At 63.2% G+C, this 19,964-nt stretch carries 22 protein-coding genes and 1 pseudogene; 10 read left to right on the forward strand and 13 right to left on the reverse strand.

Annotated features, from left to right (window positions below; all coding sequences use genetic code 11):
• Positions 1 to 15 precede the first annotated feature (15 nt).
• A complete protein-coding gene (locus OVA00_RS29210) occupies positions 16 to 321 on the forward strand; it encodes a DUF1127 domain-containing protein (protein WP_268090126.1) in 306 nt (101 codons plus the stop codon).
• Between the two features lie 94 nt (positions 322 to 415).
• Here the strand turns inward: OVA00_RS29210 and OVA00_RS29215 are convergent, their stop codons facing one another.
• The 4 genes from OVA00_RS29215 to purC form a co-directional block, all read right to left on the reverse strand.
• Positions 416 to 823 carry a hypothetical protein gene (locus OVA00_RS29215; RefSeq protein WP_034794436.1) on the reverse strand — a complete coding sequence of 136 codons (408 nt, stop codon included), beginning with the start codon at positions 821 to 823 and terminating at the stop codon, positions 416 to 418.
• Positions 824 to 877: 54 nt separating this feature from the next.
• Complete coding sequence (gene purQ / locus OVA00_RS29220) at positions 878 to 1,549, reverse strand: phosphoribosylformylglycinamidine synthase subunit PurQ (RefSeq protein ID WP_034794430.1); 672 nt, start codon at positions 1,547 to 1,549, stop codon at positions 878 to 880.
• A gap of 168 nt (positions 1,550 to 1,717) precedes the next feature.
• On the reverse strand, positions 1,718 to 1,960 hold the full coding sequence (purS, locus tag OVA00_RS29225) for a phosphoribosylformylglycinamidine synthase subunit PurS (RefSeq protein WP_034794427.1): 243 nt from the start codon (positions 1,958 to 1,960) through the stop codon (positions 1,718 to 1,720).
• A 17-nt stretch (positions 1,961 to 1,977) separates the two neighbouring features.
• Positions 1,978 to 2,742: a phosphoribosylaminoimidazolesuccinocarboxamide synthase gene (gene purC, locus OVA00_RS29230; RefSeq protein ID WP_034794646.1), complete on the reverse strand. Its 765-nt coding sequence runs from the start codon at positions 2,740 to 2,742 to the stop codon at positions 1,978 to 1,980.
• Positions 2,743 to 3,074: 332 nt separating this feature from the next.
• Here purC and OVA00_RS29235 point away from each other — a divergent pair, with 332 nt between their 5' ends.
• Entirely contained in the window at positions 3,075 to 3,389 is a 315-nt protein-coding gene (locus OVA00_RS29235; protein WP_034794424.1) for a DUF1476 domain-containing protein, read from the forward strand.
• A gap of 59 nt (positions 3,390 to 3,448) precedes the next feature.
• Here OVA00_RS29235 and OVA00_RS29240 read toward each other — a convergent pair whose 3' ends face one another.
• Together OVA00_RS29240 and OVA00_RS29245 are read right to left on the reverse strand one after the other, a co-directional pair.
• Positions 3,449 to 5,971 carry a sensor domain-containing protein gene (locus tag OVA00_RS29240; RefSeq protein ID WP_113293942.1) on the reverse strand — a complete coding sequence of 841 codons (2,523 nt, stop codon included), beginning with the start codon at positions 5,969 to 5,971 and terminating at the stop codon, positions 3,449 to 3,451.
• A 178-nt stretch (positions 5,972 to 6,149) separates the two neighbouring features.
• Positions 6,150 to 6,704: an RBBP9/YdeN family alpha/beta hydrolase gene (locus OVA00_RS29245; protein ID WP_034794640.1), complete on the reverse strand. Its 555-nt coding sequence runs from the start codon at positions 6,702 to 6,704 to the stop codon at positions 6,150 to 6,152.
• A gap of 260 nt (positions 6,705 to 6,964) precedes the next feature.
• Here OVA00_RS29245 and OVA00_RS29250 point away from each other — a divergent pair, with 260 nt between their 5' ends.
• Positions 6,965 to 7,780, forward strand: a complete 816-nt coding sequence (locus OVA00_RS29250) for a DUF2189 domain-containing protein (protein ID WP_268090130.1) — start codon at positions 6,965 to 6,967, stop codon at positions 7,778 to 7,780.
• Positions 7,781 to 7,876: 96 nt separating this feature from the next.
• On the opposite strand, the gene OVA00_RS29255 is transcribed toward OVA00_RS29250, so the two are convergent.
• The 7 genes from OVA00_RS29255 to OVA00_RS29285 form a co-directional block, all read right to left on the reverse strand.
• On the reverse strand, positions 7,877 to 8,182 hold the full coding sequence (locus tag OVA00_RS29255; protein ID WP_034794416.1) for a PilZ domain-containing protein: 306 nt from the start codon (positions 8,180 to 8,182) through the stop codon (positions 7,877 to 7,879).
• A 154-nt stretch (positions 8,183 to 8,336) separates the two neighbouring features.
• Positions 8,337 to 9,638: an adenylosuccinate lyase gene (purB, locus tag OVA00_RS29260; RefSeq protein WP_060585098.1), complete on the reverse strand. Its 1,302-nt coding sequence runs from the start codon at positions 9,636 to 9,638 to the stop codon at positions 8,337 to 8,339.
• A gap of 63 nt (positions 9,639 to 9,701) precedes the next feature.
• Positions 9,702 to 10,127 carry a hypothetical protein gene (locus OVA00_RS29265; RefSeq protein ID WP_442780565.1) on the reverse strand — a complete coding sequence of 142 codons (426 nt, stop codon included), beginning with the start codon at positions 10,125 to 10,127 and terminating at the stop codon, positions 9,702 to 9,704.
• A gap of 131 nt (positions 10,128 to 10,258) precedes the next feature.
• Complete coding sequence (locus OVA00_RS29270; protein ID WP_060520748.1) at positions 10,259 to 11,002, reverse strand: DUF2259 domain-containing protein; 744 nt, start codon at positions 11,000 to 11,002, stop codon at positions 10,259 to 10,261.
• Positions 10,999 to 11,676, reverse strand: a complete 678-nt coding sequence (rpe, locus tag OVA00_RS29275; RefSeq protein WP_034794395.1) for a ribulose-phosphate 3-epimerase — start codon at positions 11,674 to 11,676, stop codon at positions 10,999 to 11,001. Before rpe ends, OVA00_RS29270 begins: the two co-directional genes overlap by 4 nt.
• Positions 11,677 to 11,752: 76 nt before the next feature.
• Positions 11,753 to 12,760 (reverse strand): P1 family peptidase, encoded by a 1,008-nt coding sequence (locus OVA00_RS29280; RefSeq protein WP_060600725.1) that lies wholly within the window; start codon positions 12,758 to 12,760, stop codon positions 11,753 to 11,755.
• The gene (locus OVA00_RS29285; protein WP_268090132.1) at positions 12,757 to 13,848 is read right to left on the reverse strand and encodes a branched-chain amino acid ABC transporter substrate-binding protein; all 1,092 of its coding nucleotides are present in this window, start codon (positions 13,846 to 13,848) and stop codon (positions 12,757 to 12,759) included. The genes OVA00_RS29280 and OVA00_RS29285 overlap by 4 nt, the downstream gene beginning before the upstream one ends.
• Before the next feature lie 261 nt (positions 13,849 to 14,109).
• Between OVA00_RS29285 and OVA00_RS29290 the strand changes: the two are divergent.
• The 7 genes and pseudogenes from OVA00_RS29290 (at position 14,110) to OVA00_RS29320 (ending at position 19,954) form a co-directional block, all read left to right on the forward strand.
• Positions 14,110 to 14,636 (forward strand): annotated as a pseudogene (locus OVA00_RS29290) (flavin reductase family protein).
• Positions 14,637 to 14,761: 125 nt separating this feature from the next.
• Positions 14,762 to 15,691: an AAA family ATPase gene (locus OVA00_RS29295; protein ID WP_060520752.1), complete on the forward strand. Its 930-nt coding sequence runs from the start codon at positions 14,762 to 14,764 to the stop codon at positions 15,689 to 15,691.
• The gene (locus OVA00_RS29300) at positions 15,691 to 16,986 is read left to right on the forward strand and encodes a vWA domain-containing protein (RefSeq protein ID WP_268090133.1); all 1,296 of its coding nucleotides are present in this window, start codon (positions 15,691 to 15,693) and stop codon (positions 16,984 to 16,986) included. Before OVA00_RS29295 ends, OVA00_RS29300 begins: the two co-directional genes overlap by 1 nt.
• Positions 16,983 to 17,315: an XdhC family protein gene (locus OVA00_RS29305; RefSeq protein WP_060520754.1), complete on the forward strand. Its 333-nt coding sequence runs from the start codon at positions 16,983 to 16,985 to the stop codon at positions 17,313 to 17,315. Before OVA00_RS29300 ends, OVA00_RS29305 begins: the two co-directional genes overlap by 4 nt.
• A 2-nt stretch (positions 17,316 to 17,317) precedes the next feature.
• Positions 17,318 to 18,019, forward strand: a complete 702-nt coding sequence (locus OVA00_RS29310; RefSeq protein ID WP_268090134.1) for an XdhC family protein — start codon at positions 17,318 to 17,320, stop codon at positions 18,017 to 18,019.
• A complete protein-coding gene (locus OVA00_RS29315; RefSeq protein ID WP_268090135.1) occupies positions 18,016 to 19,644 on the forward strand; it encodes a molybdopterin-binding/glycosyltransferase family 2 protein in 1,629 nt (542 codons plus the stop codon). The genes OVA00_RS29310 and OVA00_RS29315 overlap by 4 nt, the downstream gene beginning before the upstream one ends.
• Positions 19,637 to 19,954, forward strand: coding sequence for a TfoX/Sxy family protein (locus OVA00_RS29320; protein WP_268090136.1), 318 nt, complete (start codon positions 19,637 to 19,639; stop codon positions 19,952 to 19,954). The genes OVA00_RS29315 and OVA00_RS29320 overlap by 8 nt, the downstream gene beginning before the upstream one ends.
• The last annotated feature ends 10 nt before the right edge of the window (positions 19,955 to 19,964 follow it).

Genomic DNA, 19,964 nt, shown 5'->3' on the forward strand with positions numbered 1-19,964 from the left:
ATTACAGCGGAAAATATGTCAATTATCACCAAGACAACGATAGCAATCGCTGCATTGGGGTTGTCAATGAGTACAATGGATACAATTTGTTTGTCCCGCTCGGAAGCGACGTCCGTGGGCTGCACCGGCACATTACTGGGCGGCGACTATTCGGACGAACGCGAGGGTCTGCTGAAGCGGCTTTGGACCCGCTATTGCGAGCTGGCGGCGAAGCGACGCGGCCGGTTGGCGCTCGAGGAGATGAGCGAGTGGCAGCTCAAGGATATCGGCGTTTCGGAAAAGGACGCGCGTCAGGAATCGACTGTCCCGTTCTGGCGTTAACGGATCGGATCGGAACGACTGTCCGAAATGCAAAAGGGCCGGCAACCTTGAGGTCAACCGGCCCTTTAATCAATTCGACAAGTTCAGCTTGGGGCTATTTGCAGCCCTGTCCGCCAGCGGCCCAGCGCTTGATGTCTGCGGCCATGCGCGTTCCCGTCGGCTCGCTCATCAGCGGCCCGAAGGCCTGCAGGCGGGCCGGATTGCCCTCGGCCTGAACGACGGCGAGGGGGCGTGCCTCCGGCGACTTGCGCGGCACGATCAAGATGCGCGGACGGCCGGAGAAGGAATTGAGCTCGGGCGCCAGGCGATAAGACTTGAATTCCGCATCGCCCGACTTGAACCAGCAGCTGTTGGCGCCGAGCGCCACGCGTTCCATGGTCGGCAGCGCCGCCGTGTTCGGGCTCGGGGCCGGCGGCTTCGGCGATTGGCACGAGGCCAGAAGCATTAGACCGAAGGCCGTGCAGGCAAGGCCGGTCAGGCGTGCAGGGGCAAATGAAGGCATCGACGGTCTCGCTCGCAAATGGGGATGGGTCGGATGCCTTCTACAGCCGGATGGTTAAGCGGCGATTACTTCGAGCGCAGACGCGAAGAGGCCGCGGCCGTCGGAACCGCCATGGGCGGCTTCGATCAGGTTTTCCGGATGCGGCATCATGCCGAGAACGTTGCCCGCAGCGTTCATGACGCCGGCGATATCGTTCATCGAACCGTTCGGATTGGTGCCTTCGGCGTAACGGAAGACCACCTGGCCATTGCCTTCGATCGTCTTCAGCGTCTCGGCATCGGCAAAGTAGTTGCCGTCGTGATGGGCGACCGGCGAACGGATGACCTGGCCCTTGGAATAGGCGCGGGTAAAGTCGGTGTCGGCGTTGACAACTTCGAGCTTGATCTCGCGGCAGACGAATTTCAGCGAGGCATTGCGCATCAGCGCGCCGGGCAGGAGGCCGGCCTCGACGAGGATCTGGAAGCCGTTGCAGACGCCGAGAACCTTCACGCCCTTTTCCGCCTTGGCCTTGATCGCCTGCATGACCGGCATGCGTGCAGCGATCGCGCCGCAGCGAAGGTAGTCGCCATAGGAGAAACCGCCGGGAATGACGATCAGGTCGACATCCGGAATCTCGGTCTCGGTCTGCCAGACGGTGACAGGCGCCTTGCCGGAGATCTTGGTGAGGGCCGCGATCATGTCGCGGTCGCGGTTGAGGCCCGGAAGCTGGACGACGGCTGACTTCATATCTCTGTCTCCGATACGGCGAGATCAATCTTGATGGCGCGCTCCGAAGAGCTGGCATCTGCTGCGACTATGGCAGCGGCGTTCCCGAGGGGACCAGCGGCTGCTCCGGCATTTCGTAACGTCTGGTTCCGCGCCCGAAGACGCGGAACGATTCCGTCGCCTGCAGGATCAGGCGAAGGAGATGCTGTAGTTCTCGATGACCGTGTTGGCGAGCAGCTTTTCGCACATGGCCTTGAGGTCTTCCTCGGCCTTGGCCTTGTCTGCGGATTCGATCTGCAGGTCGAAGACCTTGCCCTGGCGAACCTGGCCGATGCCGTCGAAGCCGAGTGCGCCGAGCGCACCTTCGATTGCCTTGCCCTGCGGATCGAGAACGCCGTTCTTCAGCGTCACGGTTACACGTGCCTTGATCACTTTGATTTTCCCCGAAGTTACTTCACGAGAACCGGACCGGTGCCGCGCACGGGTTCGTTCTCATTCATGATGCCGAGACGGCGGGCGACTTCCTGGTAGGCCTCGACGAGGCCGCCGAGGTCGCGGCGGAAACGATCCTTGTCGAGCTTCTCGCGCGTCTCGATGTCCCAGAGACGGCAGCTGTCCGGCGAGATCTCGTCGGCAAGCACGATGCGCATCATGTCGCCTTCGAACAGCCGGCCGCACTCGATCTTGAAATCGACGAGCTGGATGCCGACGCCGAGGAACAGGCCCGAGAGGAAGTCGTTGATGCGGATGGCGAGCGCCATGATATCGTCGAGTTCCTGCGGGCTTGCCCAGCCAAACGCGGTGATGTGCTCTTCGGAGACCATCGGGTCTTCGAGCGCATCGGCCTTGTAGTAGAACTCGATGATCGAGCGGGGAAGGACCGTGCCTTCCTCGATGCCGAGACGCTTGGCCAGCGAGCCGGCGGCGACGTTGCGCACGACGATCTCAAGCGGGATGATCTCGACTTCCTTGATCAACTGCTCGCGCATGTTGAGGCGGCGGATGAAGTGCGTGGGGATGCCGATCTTGTTGAGGTGCGTGAAGATGTACTCGGAAATCCGGTTGTTCAGCACACCCTTGCCGTCAATGACGTCGTGCTTTTTCTTGTTGAAGGCGGTCGCGTCGTCCTTGAAGAACTGGATGAGCGTGCCCGGCTCTGGACCCTCATAGAGGATCTTGGCCTTGCCCTCGTAGATACGGCGGCGACGATTCATGGATTTTGTCTCTGTAGTTGTTGGCGCTCTCGGGACGCGCGTGGAACATCTCTCGGGGTCCATAGCCGAAAAGAACCGATTTCACAATCGGCGTATCTGCCCGTTCCCCTGATTTGCATGGGGCGCCGCGCGCCTTCTCAAAGTGCGCCAAGGTTGCTGCCGCCTCACGAAGCGGCGATGTCCTGATCCTTGATCAAATGCGATCTGAGGAACCGCACAAAGGGTAACATGAAAGTCATCAAACCGGAAAAGTTCACATTGCAGTTTGACCCGCGTTTTGATTTATGGCGATAAACTGATTTCAGACATGGAATTCTCAGGGAGATTGATTGATGACGTCGATGCAGGATCGCGAAAAGGCCTTCGAAGCAAAGTTTGCGATGGACGAAGAGCTTAGGTTCAAGGCTGAAGCGCGTCGCAACAAGCTGCTCGGTCTGTGGGCCGCCGGCCTGCTCGGCAAGGCCGACGCCGACGCCTATGCCAGCGAAGTGGTGGCTGCCGATTTCGAAGAAGCCGGCCATGAAGACGTCGTTCGCAAGATCAAGGCGGATTTCGACGCGGCAGGCGTTGCCCAGACCGAAGAGCAGATCCGCGTGCGGATGCTCGAACTGCTCGGCGAAGCCGTCCAGCAGCTCCAGAGCAAGTAAGCCGAAAGGCTGTTGCCGCATTCATTGAAGCGCCGCCCGTCCATCTGGCCGGGCGGTTTTTATTTGTCCGGACCGCCGAACACCGGCTTCCAGCCGCGGCGCAAACGCTGCTCCAGCTCCAGCCGATCCATCGGCCGCGCAAGCGCATAGCCCTGCAGCACGTCGCAGCCGAGGTCCCGCAGCATCGCCGCGTGCTCCCAGGTCTCCACGCCTTCGCCGACGACAGCGATGTTGAGCGAGTGGCCGATGTCGACGATCGCGCGCACCAGCTTCGCCTGCTTGGCACCTTCGGTCATCGGTCCAACGAGCGCCCGGTCGATCTTGAGCCGGGCCGGATTGAGGTTGAGCAGGCCGATGATCGAGGCATGCCCGGTGCCGAAATCGTCAATCTCGATTTCGATGCCGAGGTCGCCGAGAGCTGAAATGGTCCCGGCGATTTCGTCTTCCGGGTCATCGAGGAAGATGGACTCGAGCAGCTCGAAGGAAAGGATGCCCGGCGGGATCCGCATGTCGCGCAGATCGGCGATCAATCCTGGGTCGCGCAGCCGCGGCGACGACATGTTGACCGAGATCTTGGGAACGCCGAGCCCTTCCTTTTGCCAGGACTGAAAGTCGCGATAGGCGAGCTCGACCACCTTCCTGTCGATCGCCGGCAGGACGTTGATCTCTTCGGCCACCTTCAGGAAATGGAAGGGGGTGAGGATGCCGCGCTCCGGGTGGTTCCACCGCACCAACGCCTCGACGCCGGATATCTCCAGCGAGCGCGCATGGAACTGCGGCTGGTAATAGACGGTGAACTGCCCTTCCTCGATCGCCTGGCGAATATCGTCGCCGATGCGCTTGGCGTTGAGGATCTGGGTTTGAATGAGCTCGGAGAACACTTCGACGCGATCGCGCCCGACGCTCTTTGCCCGATAGAGGGCGATGTCGGCATTCATCAGCAGCTGTTTGGCGTCGATGTCTTCGCCCCCCTTGAAGGCGATGCCGATGCTTGCGCCCAGGCGGCAGAGCTGACCGTCATAGGGAATGGGGCGGCGGAAGGCATGGACGATGCGCTCGGCAAGCTCGGTCAGCTGCGGCAGGTCGCGGTTCCGGCGGCAGAGAATGACGAACTCGTCGCCGCCGATGCGGGCGATAAAATCGTCGTGGCGGGCGTGGGCACGCAGGATCGCGGCCGCATGCGTTAACATCGCGTCTCCGGCCTGGTGTCCGAGCGTATCGTTGATCTGCTTGAAGCGGTCGAGATCGATATGCAGGATCGCGTTGACTGCGACATTCTCCGTCAGCATCTGATCCAGGTAGCGACGGTTGGGCAAGTCGGTCAGGTAATCGTGCAGCGCGTTGTACTCGATCCTGATCCGCGCCTGCTCGAGTTCACGGTTGCGCCCTTCGGCCGATGCTTTCGCCTGGCGCAGTTCTTCCTGCAGCGCGATGTCCTCGGTAACGTCCCAGTTGGCGCCGATGAGCTTGCGAGTTCCGAGATGATCGACATAGGTCGCGGCATTGGAGCGGATGTGGCGGACGGAACCGTCCGGGCGCACGATACGGAAAGCATTGCTGTAGGGTTTACCCGAGGCGATGCCTTCGTTGGTTCTGAGGACCACGGCATCGCGATCGTCGGGGTGAAGGGAGTTTTCCCAGGTCTCAGAGCTTGGTGCGCCGTCGGCGGGGTCGAGACCATAAATCTCGAACATGCGCTCGTCCCAGTCGTCGCGCAGTGCATCAAGATTGAAGTCGAACACGCCGATCTTCGAGACGCCGAGCGCCAGCCTCAGTCGGCGGGAGACCTCCTCGAGCCGGGCCTCGGCCTCCTTGCGGGCGGTGATGTCGGTATCCGTCCCGATGATGCGGCTCGGCCTGCCATCCGGCCAGTAGGCAACCGAGGCGCCGCGGCTTTCGATCCAGATCCAGTGACCGTCGGCGTGACGCTCTCGATACTCGAAAGTGTTGAAGATCGCCTCGCCGGAATCCTGCCGCTCGATCGCGGCGCGCACATGCGCATGATCGTCGGGGTGAACGTTCTGGATCCAGTTTTCAAGGGTACCATCCACCTGGGCGTCTTCGGACAACCCACGAAGCCGCCTCCAGGTGGCCGAGTAAAACAGGTCTCCGGTTTCGAAGTCGTGATCCCAGACACCCTCAAGCGCGCCGTCGAGGGCATATTTCCAGCGGGTCTCGTCGTTGCGCAATCCGGCGATCTCGTTGACGAAGTCATCGGCCGGCAACATCAGCAGCAGCGAGGCGGCTTCATCCGCGAACCGTACCGGCGAACAGGCAACGAGCATCGGTACGGAGCGGTCGGGACCAAGGAAATGGATCGTCTCGGCGACCGTCGATGTGGCGCGCGGCGGCACGCGCGACCGGTCCTCTTCCGCCACGAAGTCATTCAGAAAGGCGTGTCGCAATTGTACAAGCGTGCGGCCGAACACTTCGCCGGCAAGGACGTTAGCGGCCAGGATCCGTCCGTGCGCATCGACAACGACCGCGCCTGCCGGCAACCGTTCCAGGGTGGCCTGCGTCAGAGCATCCGGATGCGCCGGTGCGCCTTGCGCACCTTTGGTGAGACGTTCGTTTACGGCCACTTCCCATGTCCAGTATCTGCGGCCGGGCAACCAAGCGGAACGATCCGGTCAATGCCGGCGCAGATCAAGGTTCGACAGCGCTCGGCACCATCATGAGACGAGTCGCGTCGTGCCGGCGATGATGACCGCGGACAATGAACGTCGGATTAATAAGGCGTCGACAGGTTGATCGGGCGCGTCAGGGTTTAAGCCGGCTCAAGAACTGGGCGAACACCATCGTTCCCTCCGGCCACGGCCCGTGGCCGGACTCGGTGTTGATGTGGCCGGACTCTCCGGCATCGACGAGCAGCGAACCCCAGGCGTTGGCGATGTCGTCCGCATGCTCGTAGGAACCGAACGGATCGTTGCGGCTGGCGACCATCAGCGACGGGAACGGAAGCGGATCGCGCGGGTAGGGACCGAAGGTCATCAGATGCTTCGGACGGATCGCCGGGTTGGCAACATCAGGAGGCGCCACCAGGAAGGCGCCGGCGATCGGCTTGGTGAAATGGGGTAGGGCGTGCACGGCGGTTGCGACGCCAAGCGAATGGGCGACGATGACCACAGGCTTTTCCGCCGCATTGACCTCTTCGATCATGCGCGCCACCCAATCCTCGCGGACAGGCTTTGCCCACTCCGCCTGCTCGACGCGGCGTGCGGTCGACATCTTGCGCTCCCAGCGGGTCTGCCAGTGCTCCGGTCCGGAGTTGGTGTAGCCTGGAACGATGAGGATATGAGCGTCGGATACTTTCATGGTGGCCGCGATGTGGCGCTGAAAGGCGCGGAAGTCAAGACCTTCAGCATTACCCGTGCGTCAGTGCCTCGAAGCCACCCATGGGAGCCTGCCCGACGAGCCCGATGTTCGCGTTCCAATAGGCCGCTTAACGCGGCGAGAGGCGGCAGGCGACAGCGGTCGCATTTTCTGTATAATCGAAGGGACGGTCGCGGATGGTGCGGCTTGGTTCGTCGCATCTTTGTTCCGTGGCCGCTCTGGTTCGTTGAGGAGTGTGAGCCATGACAACATTCCATGTCCTGTCGGGAGCGGACGCGAGTGTCGCCCATCCCGGAATAAAAAAGATTGGCGTCACGGATGTATTCGACGCCTTACGCTTGGGCTTTGACGATTTTCGCGAGAAACCATCGCACTACGTCTTTCTTTGCCTGATCTACCCGATCGCCGGTGTCGTTCTGATCACCTGGAGCGCGGGCGCCAACATGCTGCCGCTGCTTTATCCTCTTGTCTCCGGCTTCGCTCTGATCGGCCCAGTCGCTGCGATCGGGCTTTATGAAATCAGCCGACGGCGAGAACTCGGCATGGACTACTCCTGGCCGCACGCTCTTCGCCTGCACCGCTCTCCGGCGCTGCCGTCGATCATGGCCGTCGCCGCCATGCTGTTCGTTGTCTTCATCATCTGGCTGCTCGTCGCCCAGGCGCTCTATGTGCAGATCTTCGGGGCGGAACCGCCGGATTCGATTGCAGCCTTCTGGAACGGTATCATCGGCACTGACCAGGGCTGGAACCTGATCCTCGTCGGCAACGCTGTCGGCTTCGTCTTCGCCGTCATCGTTCTGGCGACATCCGTCGTGTCGTTTCCGTTGCTGATCGATCGGGACGTCGGCGCCGTATCGGCGGTCGAGACTTCCATTCGCGCAACGCTCGTCAACCCGGTGCCCGTCGCCGTCTGGGGCTTCATTATCGCCGCCGGTCTGGTTATCGGCTCGATCCCGGTCTTCGTCGGCCTCGCCGTCATCATGCCGATCTTCGGACACGCCACCTGGCACCTTTATCGCAAGATGGTGGAGCCCGGTCCGCGCGCGCGTTCACACTGATCGCCGACAGCGGAAGGCGAATGTAACCGCTCATAAAAAAAGCGCCGCATGTCGATCGACCTGCGGCGCGTGTGGCGTGTTGCCGAAAATCTCGGCCTAGCGAAAATGCTTGTAGTAAGATGAGATCTGCGCCGCGGTGTTGGACGACAGGTTGAGCTTGATGCCGATCTTGTCGCCGCGATACCAGCGCACCATGCCGGTCAGGAAGCCGAGTTCCTCGCTTCTGATCGTCACTTCCTGTCCCGTCTTGGCGCCAATGTCGAAGAGCAGCTGAAAGCAGATGCCCTCGGCAGAAAGGTCCTTGACGATGCCGCTGCTGGAGCCGGACTTGACGGTCACCGTACCTGTAATTTTCGTTTGCGTGCGCTGCGTCGCCCGCTCGACACTGTCCTTGTAGGCCATGTGATCCTCAGAACCTGGATTGACAGGCCCTAAGCTTTGCACGCAATGCGTGAATTTCCTGCTAACGCAAATGCCCGCATTTGAGCGATGTGCTCCAAATGCGGGCATGGCAACAAAAACCAGAGGCCTACGGCCGTCCGCTCAGCGCAGAACCTCAGCCGAAGACGCGCTTGAAGATCGTGTCGACGTGCTTGGTGTGATATCCGAGATCGAACTTTTCGCGGATGTCTTCTTCAGAAAGGGCCGCACGGACTTCCGCGTCGGCGAGCAGTTCTTCGAGGAAGTCCTTGCCCTGTTCCCAGACCTTCATGGCGTTGCGCTGCACGAGGCGGTAGGCGTCCTCACGCGACACGCCGGCCTGCGTCAGCGCCAGCAGCACGCGCTGCGAATGCACGAGCCCACGGAACTTGTTCATGTTGTTGATCATGTTCTCGGGGTAGACGAGCAGCTTGTCGATAACGCTGGTCAGACGAGCGAGCGCGAAGTCGAGCGTCACCGTTGCATCCGGGCCGATCATGCGCTCGACCGAGGAGTGCGAGATGTCGCGCTCATGCCAAAGCGCAACGTTTTCCATGGCCGGGATCGAGAAGGCGCGAACCATACGGGCGAGACCCGTGAGGTTTTCGGTCAGAACCGGGTTCCGCTTGTGCGGCATCGCCGACGAGCCCTTCTGGCCCGGCGAGAAATACTCCTCCGCTTCAAGCACTTCGGTGCGCTGCAGGTGACGGACTTCCGTCGCCAGGCGCTCGATCGACGAGGCAATGACGCCGAGGGTGGCGAAGTACATGGCATGGCGGTCGCGCGGGATGACCTGGGTCGAAACCGGTTCCGGCTTCAGCCCGAGCGCCTCGGCTACGTGTTCTTCAACGCGCGGGTCGATGTTGGCGAAAGTGCCGACGGCGCCGGAGATCGCGCAGGTGGCGACTTCTTCGCGTGCGGCCAGCAGGCGCTGCTTGCAGCGGTCGAACTCGGCATAGGCGAGCGCCAGCTTGACGCCGAAGGTGGTCGGCTCGGCATGGATGCCATGCGAACGGCCGATCGTCACAGTATCCTTGTGTTCAAAGGCGCGGCGTTTCAGCGCTTCGAGCAGCTTATCGAGGTCGGCCAGCAGCAGGTCGGTCGCGCGGACCAGCTGCACGTTGAAGCAGGTATCCAGAACGTCGGACGAGGTCATGCCCTGGTGGATGAAGCGGCTGTCCGGGCCGACGAATTCGGCGAGATGCGTCAGGAAGGCAATGACGTCGTGCTTGGTGACGGCCTCGATCTCGTCGATGCGAGCGACGTCGAAAGTGGCAGCGCCGCCTTTTTCCCAGATCGTGCGCGCAGCATCCTTCGGGATCACGCCGATTTCGGCAAGCGCATCGCAGGCGTGGGCCTCGATCTCGAACCAGATGCGGAATTTCGTTTCCGGCGACCAGATGGCCACCATTTCCGGTCGGGAGTAACGGGGGATCATGGGCTTAAGCTTTCGTCGTCATTGGAGGGATGGTCGTGCCTCTAGCAAAGATAGCCGCGAAGCTCAACGCCGTTGCGCACGGCGATCGCTTGCCAGCCACAGGCAGACGGCGAGCAGTATAACACCGCCGATCGGCAAATAGAGGCGAAGGCCCATGACGAGAAACTGGTAAAAGGCGATCAGCGTCGTAAAGGCGAACTGGAAGAGCCAGGTCGTGGTTCCGATCGGGGCGTGCCACTGCGCATAGAACTCGCGGTAGTCGAGGGCAAAGAGCAATGCCGTCATCCCGATCGTGCCGAGCGAAAGGAAGAAGAGATAGGCGGCGAAACGCGTTTCTACTCCGCGTCCGATCGCCGCGAAGCGGGCGAGAAACAGCGCCGGCGGCCAGGCGAGCAAAGCGCCGGCCCCGAAGACCCAAAGAAGTTCGGCCAGATGAAAGGTCACGTCCCGTTCCCGCAGCCACAGCGCAAACCACGCCGATAGCGTCATTGACGCGCTCCACAAGGGTGCGCCAAGGAGCAGCAACGGAACGCTCGGCACGGACCGGGCAAGGCGGGTCCGCTTCCGGGCACCGACCGCCGCACGCCCTGCTTTCGCTTCGACGCTGGCGGCCGCTTCGTTCATTTCGCGATCCGCGTCGGGACCGCGATCCAGCGCCCGTCCGTCGTGCCTTCAAAGCCGAGCGACTTCACAAGCACCATGATCACATGGGTTTCCGAACCGTCGTCGTTGCGGTGGGTGATGGCGCCACCCACCTGGTAGCCGGTGGGGCAACGGCGGCTTTCCGGTATGCGACTGTCGTCCTGAAGCATGTCGCTTGCCGGTGCGCCCGCCTTCATCGTCATCGACAGACGGAAACCCTTGGCTTCCTTCAGGAAGTCTTTGCAGATGCCGTCCGGCTCGAAGGTCTTTTCCTCGAGCGTTACCGTATAGGTCTCGCGGAACGCCTCATCGGCTGCAAAAGCATCGTAGGTCAGCGAGTGCGGCTTGGCGTTGGCTTCCGTGATCGGGTTGAAGGCTGCGAGCAGCCCGGGCGCATCGGCCAGGCGATAGGCATCGATCAGGGGCGCAGCCCGACGGCGGGCTTCATGGCGCGCCTTCGACAGCGGGCTGCCATCTTCGCGACTGACAGCGCGCACCGGTGCACCCGGCAGGAAGCTGTCATTGCGCGTGTCGATCACATAGATGGTCGAATAGGGAAAGCCGGAGCCGTCCTGAACGCCATATTCCTCGAAGGCAAAGACATTGCCATCAGCGGAAAAGCCGATCGGCTGAAGCGCGGCATAGTCGCCAGCAAGCGCCGGCGACGCAGTGGCGGCCGCGGCCAGGCAACAAAGGCCGGAAATTGCCGCGCGTGTCGTCATCGATAAGCCTTCTCGGCCGGCGCACGGATCGCTTCGATCGCCGAGCGATAGGCCTCGACCGAGCCGCCCTTGAAGATCGCCGAGCCGGCAACGAGAACATTGGCGCCGGCGCCGGTGGCAATGGCTGCCGTTTCAGGCGCAATGCCGCCGTCGACTTCGATCTCGATCGGTCGATCGCCGATCATCGCCTTGATGCGACGGATCTTTTCCGCGGTGGCGTCGATGAACTTCTGCCCACCGAAGCCCGGATTGACGGTCATGACGAGGATCAGGTCAAGCTGATCGAGCACGTATTCGATCGCGCTTTCTGGCGTTGCCGGATTGAGCGACACGCCGGCCTTCTTGCCGAGCGACCGGACCGTCTGCAGCGAGCGGTGCAGGTGCGGACCGGCTTCCGCGTGCACCGTCAGGATATCGCAGCCGGCCTTGGCGAAGGCTTCGAGGAACGGGTCGGCCGGCGAAATCATCAGGTGGCAGTCGAACGTCGCATCGGTGTAGCGGCGCAGAGACTTGATGACATCCGGGCCGAAGGTGATGTTTGGCACGAAATGACCGTCCATGACATCGAGATGGATCCAGTCCGCGCCGGCATCGACGACATCGCGAACCTCCTGGCCGAGCTTGGAGAAATCGGCCGCCAGGATCGACGGGGCAATGCGGATAGGGTGGGTCATGGCGCACTCCAGCGTGTTTTCCGCGGGAATAGCACCGCCGAGCCCCGCAAACAACATGCCTGCGATCAAAGCTGCGTCAGCTACGCTCTGACCAGCAGGGCATGAGATCGTTTTCCGCCGGCGTTGCGTCGTGGACGCCGCGGGCGATCGCGCGCGCCATGGTCGAGGCTGCAACGGCGCCGAGATCGATGAAATCCTCTGTTGTCGGCGTCTTGCCGCTGGCGCCGGTCGCAAGCGCGAAGATCAGATCGCCGTCGAGCGGCGTGTGCGCCGGCCAGAGCCCGCGGGCGAAGCCGTCATGGGCGGCAATCGCCAGGCGCTTGGCTTCGGCCTTCGTCAGCACCGCATCCGTCGCTATGACCGCGATCGTTGTATTGGCGACGGCGGCCTGGCGGTCGCGGAACTTGATGCGGATGTCGGCCGCATCGGCCGGAATCGGGTGGGGCAGGCCAAGTCCGCCGAACTCGCTCTCCAGTTCGAAGGGCGCAGACCAGAAATGCCCGGTGTCGCCGACGGTGGCGGATCCGAGCGCATTGACGGCGACGAGGGCGCCGATGGTGATACCGTTCGGCAGAACCGTGGATGCCGAACCGAGACCGCCCTTCAGGCTCGCGGTCAGCGCGCCTGTGCCGGCGCCTGCCGAACCGGTCGAGAATGTCGCGCCGGCCCGCCCGACGGCCTCGAAGCCGAGTTCGCGATAGGGCGGGAAGCGGCCCCAATCCTTGTCGCCACCGTTGATGAGGTCGAAGAGGATCGCCGTCGGTACGATCGGTATCCGGTGTGGGCCGACGGCGAAGCCGCGACCCATTTCCCTGAGCGCCGCCTGAGCACCGGACGCGGCATCGAGCCCGAAGGCTGAACCGCCGGAAAGAACGAGCGCATCGACCGTCTGTACCGTATTGTGCGGATCGAGCAGGTCGGTCTCCCGGGTTCCCGGCGCACCGCCCAGGACCTGGACCGCAGCCGTCGCCGGGGGGTCGCAGACGATCGCGGTGACGCCCGATTTCAGGCGATGGTCTTCGGCGTTGCCGACCGTCAGACCTTTGACATCGGTGATCAGGTTCAGCGGTCCGGGACGCATCATGGGGCGGCTCCTTCAGCGGCCGCGGGCGCGAAATGGCCGCCTTGCCACTGCATCAAACGGTAGGGATTGTCGGCGCGCTCGTGCCCAGCGTTGAAGGCGGTGAGGCCGAGAACGGTCGGGTAGGGCCCCTTGCCGGCGATCGCTTCGATCAGCGACTTGTCGTCCTGTGCTGCCCGGTCCTTGGCTTCCTCCAGCAACGCCATCACGGCGAAGGCCGGCATCACATAACCTTCCGGCTCGATGCCGGCGGCGCGCATTTCGTCGGCAAAGGGCTTGCCCTCCGGCGACTGCGCCGCATCCGGCAGCGTTACCGCAAGCACGCCATCGGCAAGCGGGACAGTGAGATCGGCCGCATTCAAGGCATCGCCGCCAAGCAAGGTAAGGCTCGCGCCTTCGCCAATGGCATCGCGGGCGATCACGGCGGTATCCTGCCGGTCGCCGCCGGTGAAGACGTGGGTTGCACCGCTTTTCACCAGGCGCCGCACGAGGTTGATCTGCTGCTCCTGCGCCGGCCGGTAGGTGTCGCTGAAGACCGGCGTCATGCCGATTTCGGCGAGTGCTGCGCGCACCGCCTCGACCAGTTCCCGGCTGTGGATCGTGCCGTCGTCGACGAGCGCGATGGGCTTGTCCTTCCAGCGGTTGACGATGGCATCGACGATCGCCGCTGCCTCGGCATTGCCGCTGGGTGCGAGGCGGAAGAGCGGCCATTTGTTCTTGAGCGCGTCTTCCATCAGGATATCGGAGCGCACACTGAGCGTGATCGCCGGCAAGCCCGCCTCGGTCAGTGCCGGAAGCGCCGCATCCAGGCTTTCGGTGCAGAGGAAGCCGACTGCGGCCTCGGCACCTGCGGCAAGCAGCGCTTTGGTCAGTGCCTCGCTGCCGGCGGTATCGCAGGTCTCGGGAATGACGACGATCTCGCTGCCACGATCACCGGCCTTGAAGCCGGCGCCGTCGACAATCTGCTTGCCGAGCGGCGCGAACGGACCTTCCACAGGCGCCACGACCGCCACCTTGATGCCGGCCGCCAAAGCCGGCGTTGCCTGTACCAGTCCGGCAAGGATAAGGCTGCTGACAATGGATCGACGCATTCACTTACTCCGCCGCCGCAAGCTTTCCCGACCGAACCGATCCGGGGCAAAGTCCTACGGCGAGCCACCACAGCTTCCTGTTCCGTTGCCGCTCGCGTCAGACGCGAGGCAGGGTCGTTGCCGCATGTTTTAAGGATGTGCCTCCCGGCGTCAAAGGAAAAGATGCCGCTCCTGGCGAAGAAGGTTCAATCTGCGTCACGGCCACGTCGCAGATGTGCAAGATTCTCCCTCCGGCGGGTTTCATATTTTCCGCCAGCGTCTATGTATGTGCCTGACATCGCCCGGAGAAAGATGTGTTGGAGAAGACCCGGCTGGACCCTATCAGTTATCGCGACGCGATGAGCCGCCTGGCCGGTCACGTGCAGATCATCACCGCCGCTGACGGCAGCGAGCGGCGCGGCGTTACTGTGACTGCGGCCTGCTCGGTTTCCGATAGCCCGCCGACGGTTCTCGTCTGCCTGAACGGCGCCAATCCGCGCAACGATATCTTCACGCGCAGCGACAGCTTTGCACTCAACCTGCTCGGCGACGAGCACCGGGCGCTTGCCCATGGCTTCTCCGGCCGCGACCAGCTCGACATGGATCTGCGTTTTGCGCTCGGACAGTGGACGCGGCTTACAACCGGTGCGCCAATCCTCGTCAATGCCACCGCCGCTTTCGATTGCCGTCTGGTCGAGGTGAAGACGATCGCCACGCATCTGGTACTATTTGGCGAGGTCGTCGACGTCGCGATCGGGCCGTCCCGCCCGCCGCTTATTTATGTGGACCGCGGATACCACTCGCTATAAGTTTTTTGCTCAGCGGTCGACTGCTCATCGCAACATGAGAAGATCGCTCTAAGTCGTTGAGTTGGCCGGTGGATTTTGCCCCCTTCCAGCATCCAGCGATCGATTCTGGCCGCGGTGGAGGAGACATGGCGACACAGGCGGCAACGGGCCTGCCACAGTCCATCGAAGAGACGATGGCACTGCTGGAGGCACATGATTATCTCGCCGGCACGGCGCTGGCGACGGTGCTGTTTCTTGCACTCCGGATGAAGCGCCCGCTTTTTCTTGAGGGCGAAGCCGGCGTCGGCAAGACGGAGATCGCCAAGGTTCTGGCCAAAGCGCTCGACCGGCCGCTGATCCGGCTGCAGTGTTACGAGGGGCTCGACGTCGCCTCGGCCGTCTACGAGTGGAACTATCCGGCGCAGATGCTCGAAATCCGCCTGTCGGAAGCATCCGGCAAGGTCGACCGCAAGCGGGTCGAAAGCGACATCTTCTCCGAACGTTTCCTGATCCGCCGTCCTGTTCTGCAGGCCATTTCCTCCAATTCGGGACGCGCGCCCGTTTTCCTGATCGACGAGCTCGACCGGACAGATGAAGCCTTCGAGGCGTTCCTGCTGGAAGTTTTGTCCGATTTCCAGGTGACAATTCCGGAACTTGGTACGATCCGGGCGGACGAACCGCCTGTTGTCATCATCACCACCAATCGCACCCGCGAGATCCATGACGCACTGAAGCGCCGCTGCCTCTATCATTGGGTCGATTATCCCAAGGCGGCGCAGGAACTGGAGATCATTCGCCGCAAGGTTCCCGGCTGCAATGCCACCTTGTCACGGGAAGTCATCGCCTATGTGCAGCGGCTGCGCACGATCGACCTCTTCAAGAACCCGGGCGTTGCCGAAACCATCGACTGGGCAACGGCGCTGACGGAACTCGACCGGCTGGCGCTCGATCCAGAGACGATCGCCGACACGCTTGGCACCCTACTCAAATACCAGGACGACATCGCCAGGATAGAGGGGGCAGAGGGGCGAAAGCTGCTCTCCGAGGTCAAGGCGGAATTGCTGGCGGCAAGCTGATGACGGAGGCGCGGGAACAGCACAGGGACGATGTTCCCCCGCCAATCGCGGCAGGCGACGGACGGCTTGCCGACAATATTGTCTTCTTCGCGCGCGCGCTCCGGCGCGCCGGCATCAAGATCGGGCCAGGCGCCATCGCCGACGCCATCGATGCGGTGGCGCTGATCGGGATCGGTGGAAGGGACGCGTTCTACGCCGCGCTGCAATGCGTCTTCGTCAAACGTCACGAGGACCAGCCGGTCTTCGACGAGGCGTTTCGCTTGTTCTGGCGGTCGCGCGGTCTCGTCGAAAAAATGATCGCGATGATGTCGCCGCTGGCGCCGGAACGCGAGAGCGAACGGGAGCGGCGCCGGGCAGGAGAGACCCGCGTCAGCGACGCGCTGCTTTCTGGTCACGAGGCCGATCGACCGCCGCGCGACGAGCCGGAGATCGAAGTCGATGCACGTTTCACGGTCTCCGGTCGCGAGCTTTTGCGCCGGGCCGACTTCGCGCAGATGAGCGCTGCCGAGCTTGCCGAGGCCAAGCGCGCACTTTCGGCATTGACGCTACCGATGGACCGCGTCGTCACGCGCCGCTTCCGCCCCTCGAAGCGTCAGATCCGCATCGACCCGCGCGCCACCATGCGCGACGCCATGCGCTTTGGCGGCGAACTGATCCTTCCGAGGTTTCGGGAGCGGCGCGTCGTCCATCCGCCGCTTGCCGTCCTCGCCGACATCTCCGGCTCGATGAGCCAGTACACCCGCATCTTTCTGCACTTTCTGCATGCGCTGACCGAGGAACGGCGGCGCGTTCATACCTTCCTCTTCGGAACGCGGCTGACCAATGTCTCGCGCCAATTGCGCAATCGTGATCCCGATGCGGCGATCGACGACTGCGTCGCTGCGGTCAAGGACTGGTCCGGCGGCACGCGCATCGGCGAGACCTTGCATGAGTTCAACCGGCGCTGGTCGCGGCGCGTGCTCGGGCAGGGCGCGATCGTGCTTCTGATCACCGACGGTCTGGAGCGCGATGACGTCGCCGATCTCGAAATCGAAATCGACCGCCTGCACCGATCCTGTCGGCGGCTGATCTGGCTGAACCCGCTGCTGCGCTTCGACGGCTTCGAGGCGCGGGCGCGCGGTGTGCGGGCGATGCTGCCGCATGTTGACGAATTCCGGGCGGTGCACAATCTTGAATCAATTGGCGAACTGGTGAAGGCGCTGTCCGGGCAGCGCTCCCGCCAGGCGGACCCACGGCGGTTCCTAGAGCCTGGCCGGGCCACGGTGACCGGCGTGCATGGGAGGTGGCAGGCATGAGGCAGGCAGTCAATGTTCTCGATCCGCTCGACATCGCCGAAGCCTGGCTGAAGGAGGGACGCCGGGTGGCGATCGCAACGGTGATCGAGACCTGGGGCTCGGCACCACGGCCGGTCGGCAGCCATCTGGTGATCGATAGTGACGGCAATTTTCAGGGCTCTGTTTCGGGCGGATGCGTCGAGGGCGCGGTCATCACCGAAGCGGCCGACGTGATCGCCTCTGGCACCTCGCGCGTTCTCGACTTCGGCGTCGCGGACGAGACCGCCTGGCGCGTCGGGCTTTCCTGCGGCGGCCGGATCCGGGTCCTCGTGGAACGGGTTAACGGCTGACGATGGAACAGGCGATCCTGGAAACACTCAATCTTGCGCGCGCGGCCCGCCGCGCCGCCGTCACCGTCAGCGATCTTACCGGTGGTGTCCGCGTCTACCTCGAAGGCGACGACTGTCCAGAAGCCTGGCGCGAAGCCGTTGCCCGTGCCTTGCGGTCCGGCCGGGCCAGCATCGTCGAGACCGGGCAGGGCTCCTTCTTCCTCAATGTCTACCTGCCGCCGCCGCGCATCCTCGTCATCGGCGCGGTGCATATTTCACAGGCCCTGGCGCAGCTTGCGCCCGTTGCCGGCTTCGACATGACCATCATCGATCCGCGTACGGCCTTTGCCACGCCGGAACGTTTTGCCGGCGTCGACCTCATCGCCGATTGGCCGGAGGACGCCCTGAAACTCAGACCGCTCGACCGCTTCACGGCACTTGCAGCCGTGACGCATGACCCGAAGATCGACGACGAACCGATCCGGGCGGCACTGTCGGCCGGTTGTTTCTATGTCGGTGCGCTCGGCAGCCGCAAGACACATGCCACACGGATCGAAAGACTGCGGCATGCGGGTGTCGCCGATGCTGACATGGCTCGCATCCGTGCGCCGATCGGTCTCGATATCGGCGCGGCAAGTCCCGCCGAAATCGCGGTTGCGATCCTCGCCGAAATCATCGAGGCGCTGCGACGGCGGGACGTTGCTTCCGCAGGGAGTGGAGTATGAGGTTCGGCCCGATCAAGGTCGCAGAAGCAGAGGGCGCGATGCTCGCACATGCGGTGAAGGTCGGTGATGCCAGGCTGCCGAAGGGGCACCGGGTCACAGCCGCCGACATCGTCGCTTTGACCGCTGCAGGCGTCGAGCAGGTGGTGGCCGCCCGCCTTGATGCCGGTGACCTCCCGGAAGACGAGGCAGCCACGCGCATTGCCGCGGCCGTAGCCCCCGATCATCTCCGGTTTTCGCGGGCAGCGACCGGCCGCGTCAACGTCTATTCCGAGGTCGCCGGCCTCTTCGTTGCGAGCCGCGAAATTGTCGATCGCTTGAACCGCCTAGATCCCTCCATCACCTTCGCCTGTCTCGACGACCATATGCCGGTGCAGCCCGGCGATATGGTCGCAACGATCAAGATCATCCCGCTTGCGGTCGCCGGCGCCTTCGTCGAGCAGGCGGAGAGGCTTCTGCGCGACCATCGCGCCTTCGAGGTCAAGCCGTTTGCGCCGCGCCGCGCGGCCTTGATAGCAACGGAGTTGCCGAACCTCAAATCCCAGGTCATGGACAAGACCCATGCCATCCTCGCGGCGCGGCTGCGACAGGCCGGAAGCGAACTCTTCACCGAACGGCGCGTCGCGCATAGCGAAGACGCCGTGGGGGCGGCGATCGCCGAAATGCGATCAACGCACGACCTGCTGATCGTCTTCGGCGCTTCGGCGGTCGCCGATCCCGAAGACGTCATTCCGGCGGCGATCCGGCGGGCCGGCGGCGTGGTCGATCATGTGGGAATGCCTGTTGACCCCGGTAATCTTCTCGTTCTCGGCCGCGTCGGCGAAACGCCGGTCATCGGTGCACCCGGCTGCGCCCGCAGCCCGCGCGAGAATGGTTTCGACTGGATCCTCGACCGGATCCTTGCCGGCGAGTGGCCGAGTTTCGACGATATTACCGGCCTTGGCGTCGGCGGCTTGTTGAGTGAGATCCCGACCCGGCCGCAGCCACGCGAACATGCAACGGAGTTGTCATCCGGCTCGGTTTCAGTCGTCGTTCTGGCCGCTGGCCGGGCCAGCCGTATGGGCGCTGACGGCGGGCACAAACTTCTCGCAACTTTCGATGGCGTGCCGCTCGTGCGCCGCAGCGTCGAAGCCGCGCTTAAGGCCGCTCCGGGCAAGGTCAGCGTCGTGACCGGCCACCGCGAGGCCGATATCCGCCACGCGCTGCAAGGGCTGCCGGTGACGTTCGTTTCCAACCCCGACTACATTTCGGGCATGGCCTCTTCGCTGACGGCCGGGCTTTCGGCAGTCGGGGCGCGGGCGCCGGGCATGCTGGTGATGCTTGCAGACATGCCCGGGATAACCGGCGACGATCTGCGCCGGCTCATCGAACGTTTCGTCGCCGAAGGTGGCCGCTCCATCATCCGCGCGACCGCAGGCGGACAGCGCGGCAATCCGGTGATCCTGCCGCGACAGACATTTTCGGCGATCAAGCAACTGGTCGGAGACGTTGGTGCAAGGCACATTATCGAAAAGAGCGGGCTGCCGGTCATCGATGTCGAACTCGGCGCGGCGGCGCGCCTCGATCTCGACACGCCGGAACAGATCGTCGCCGCCGGCGGTATCTTGGAGGAACAGACGCGTGGATAATGCCGCAATCGAAGACATGTTCGCGGCCCTCGGGCCGGTGACCATCAAGCGGATGTTCGGCGGCAAGGGCATTTATTGCCAGGGTGTGATCTTCGCCCTTGAGGTCGATGGCGAAATTCTGCTGAAGGGCGACGAGCAAACAGCGCCGGCGCTGGAGGCGGCCGGTTCGCGGCAATGGGCCTATGACGGCAAGGGCAAGCCGGTGAAGATGCCCTATTGGAGCATTCCGGACGACGCATTCGACGATCCCGACGAGATGGCGCGGTGGGTGCGACTTGCCTATGAGGCGGCGCTACGCTCCAGGAAGTAGGCCGTCCAGC

The sequence above is a fragment of the Ensifer sp. SL37 genome (assembly GCF_026672675.1).
Lineage (GTDB): Bacteria > Pseudomonadota > Alphaproteobacteria > Rhizobiales > Rhizobiaceae > Ensifer > Ensifer adhaerens.

Bases quoted from the DNA above. Each gene is read 5' to 3' on its own strand.
- OVA00_RS29280 (WP_060600725.1), bottom strand. From the start codon at position 12,760: ATGATGCGTCCCGGACCGCTGAACCTGATCACCGATGTCAAAGGTCTG.
- OVA00_RS29235 (WP_034794424.1), top strand. From the start codon at position 3,075: ATGACGTCGATGCAGGATCGCGAAAAGGCCTTCGAAGCAAAGTTTGCG.
- purB (WP_060585098.1), bottom strand. From the start codon at position 9,638: ATGATCCCCCGTTACTCCCGACCGGAAATGGTGGCCATCTGGTCGCCG.
- purC (WP_034794646.1), bottom strand. From the start codon at position 2,742: ATGAATCGTCGCCGCCGTATCTACGAGGGCAAGGCCAAGATCCTCTAT.
- OVA00_RS29210 (WP_268090126.1), top strand. From the start codon at position 16: ATGTCAATTATCACCAAGACAACGATAGCAATCGCTGCATTGGGGTTG.
- OVA00_RS29305 (WP_060520754.1), top strand. From the start codon at position 16,983: ATGAGGCAGGCAGTCAATGTTCTCGATCCGCTCGACATCGCCGAAGCC.
- OVA00_RS29245 (WP_034794640.1), bottom strand. From the start codon at position 6,704: ATGAAAGTATCCGACGCTCATATCCTCATCGTTCCAGGCTACACCAAC.
- OVA00_RS29265 (WP_442780565.1), bottom strand. From the start codon at position 10,127: ATGACGCTATCGGCGTGGTTTGCGCTGTGGCTGCGGGAACGGGACGTG.
- OVA00_RS29285 (WP_268090132.1), bottom strand. From the start codon at position 13,848: ATGCGTCGATCCATTGTCAGCAGCCTTATCCTTGCCGGACTGGTACAG.
- OVA00_RS29270 (WP_060520748.1), bottom strand. From the start codon at position 11,002: ATGACGACACGCGCGGCAATTTCCGGCCTTTGTTGCCTGGCCGCGGCC.
- OVA00_RS29215 (WP_034794436.1), bottom strand. From the start codon at position 823: ATGCCTTCATTTGCCCCTGCACGCCTGACCGGCCTTGCCTGCACGGCC.
- OVA00_RS29300 (WP_268090133.1), top strand. From the start codon at position 15,691: ATGACGGAGGCGCGGGAACAGCACAGGGACGATGTTCCCCCGCCAATC.
- OVA00_RS29310 (WP_268090134.1), top strand. From the start codon at position 17,318: ATGGAACAGGCGATCCTGGAAACACTCAATCTTGCGCGCGCGGCCCGC.
- rpe (WP_034794395.1), bottom strand. From the start codon at position 11,676: ATGACCCACCCTATCCGCATTGCCCCGTCGATCCTGGCGGCCGATTTC.
- OVA00_RS29295 (WP_060520752.1), top strand. From the start codon at position 14,762: ATGGCGACACAGGCGGCAACGGGCCTGCCACAGTCCATCGAAGAGACG.
- OVA00_RS29255 (WP_034794416.1), bottom strand. From the start codon at position 8,182: ATGGCCTACAAGGACAGTGTCGAGCGGGCGACGCAGCGCACGCAAACG.
- purQ (WP_034794430.1), bottom strand. From the start codon at position 1,549: ATGAAGTCAGCCGTCGTCCAGCTTCCGGGCCTCAACCGCGACCGCGAC.
- OVA00_RS29315 (WP_268090135.1), top strand. From the start codon at position 18,016: ATGAGGTTCGGCCCGATCAAGGTCGCAGAAGCAGAGGGCGCGATGCTC.
- OVA00_RS29250 (WP_268090130.1), top strand. From the start codon at position 6,965: ATGACAACATTCCATGTCCTGTCGGGAGCGGACGCGAGTGTCGCCCAT.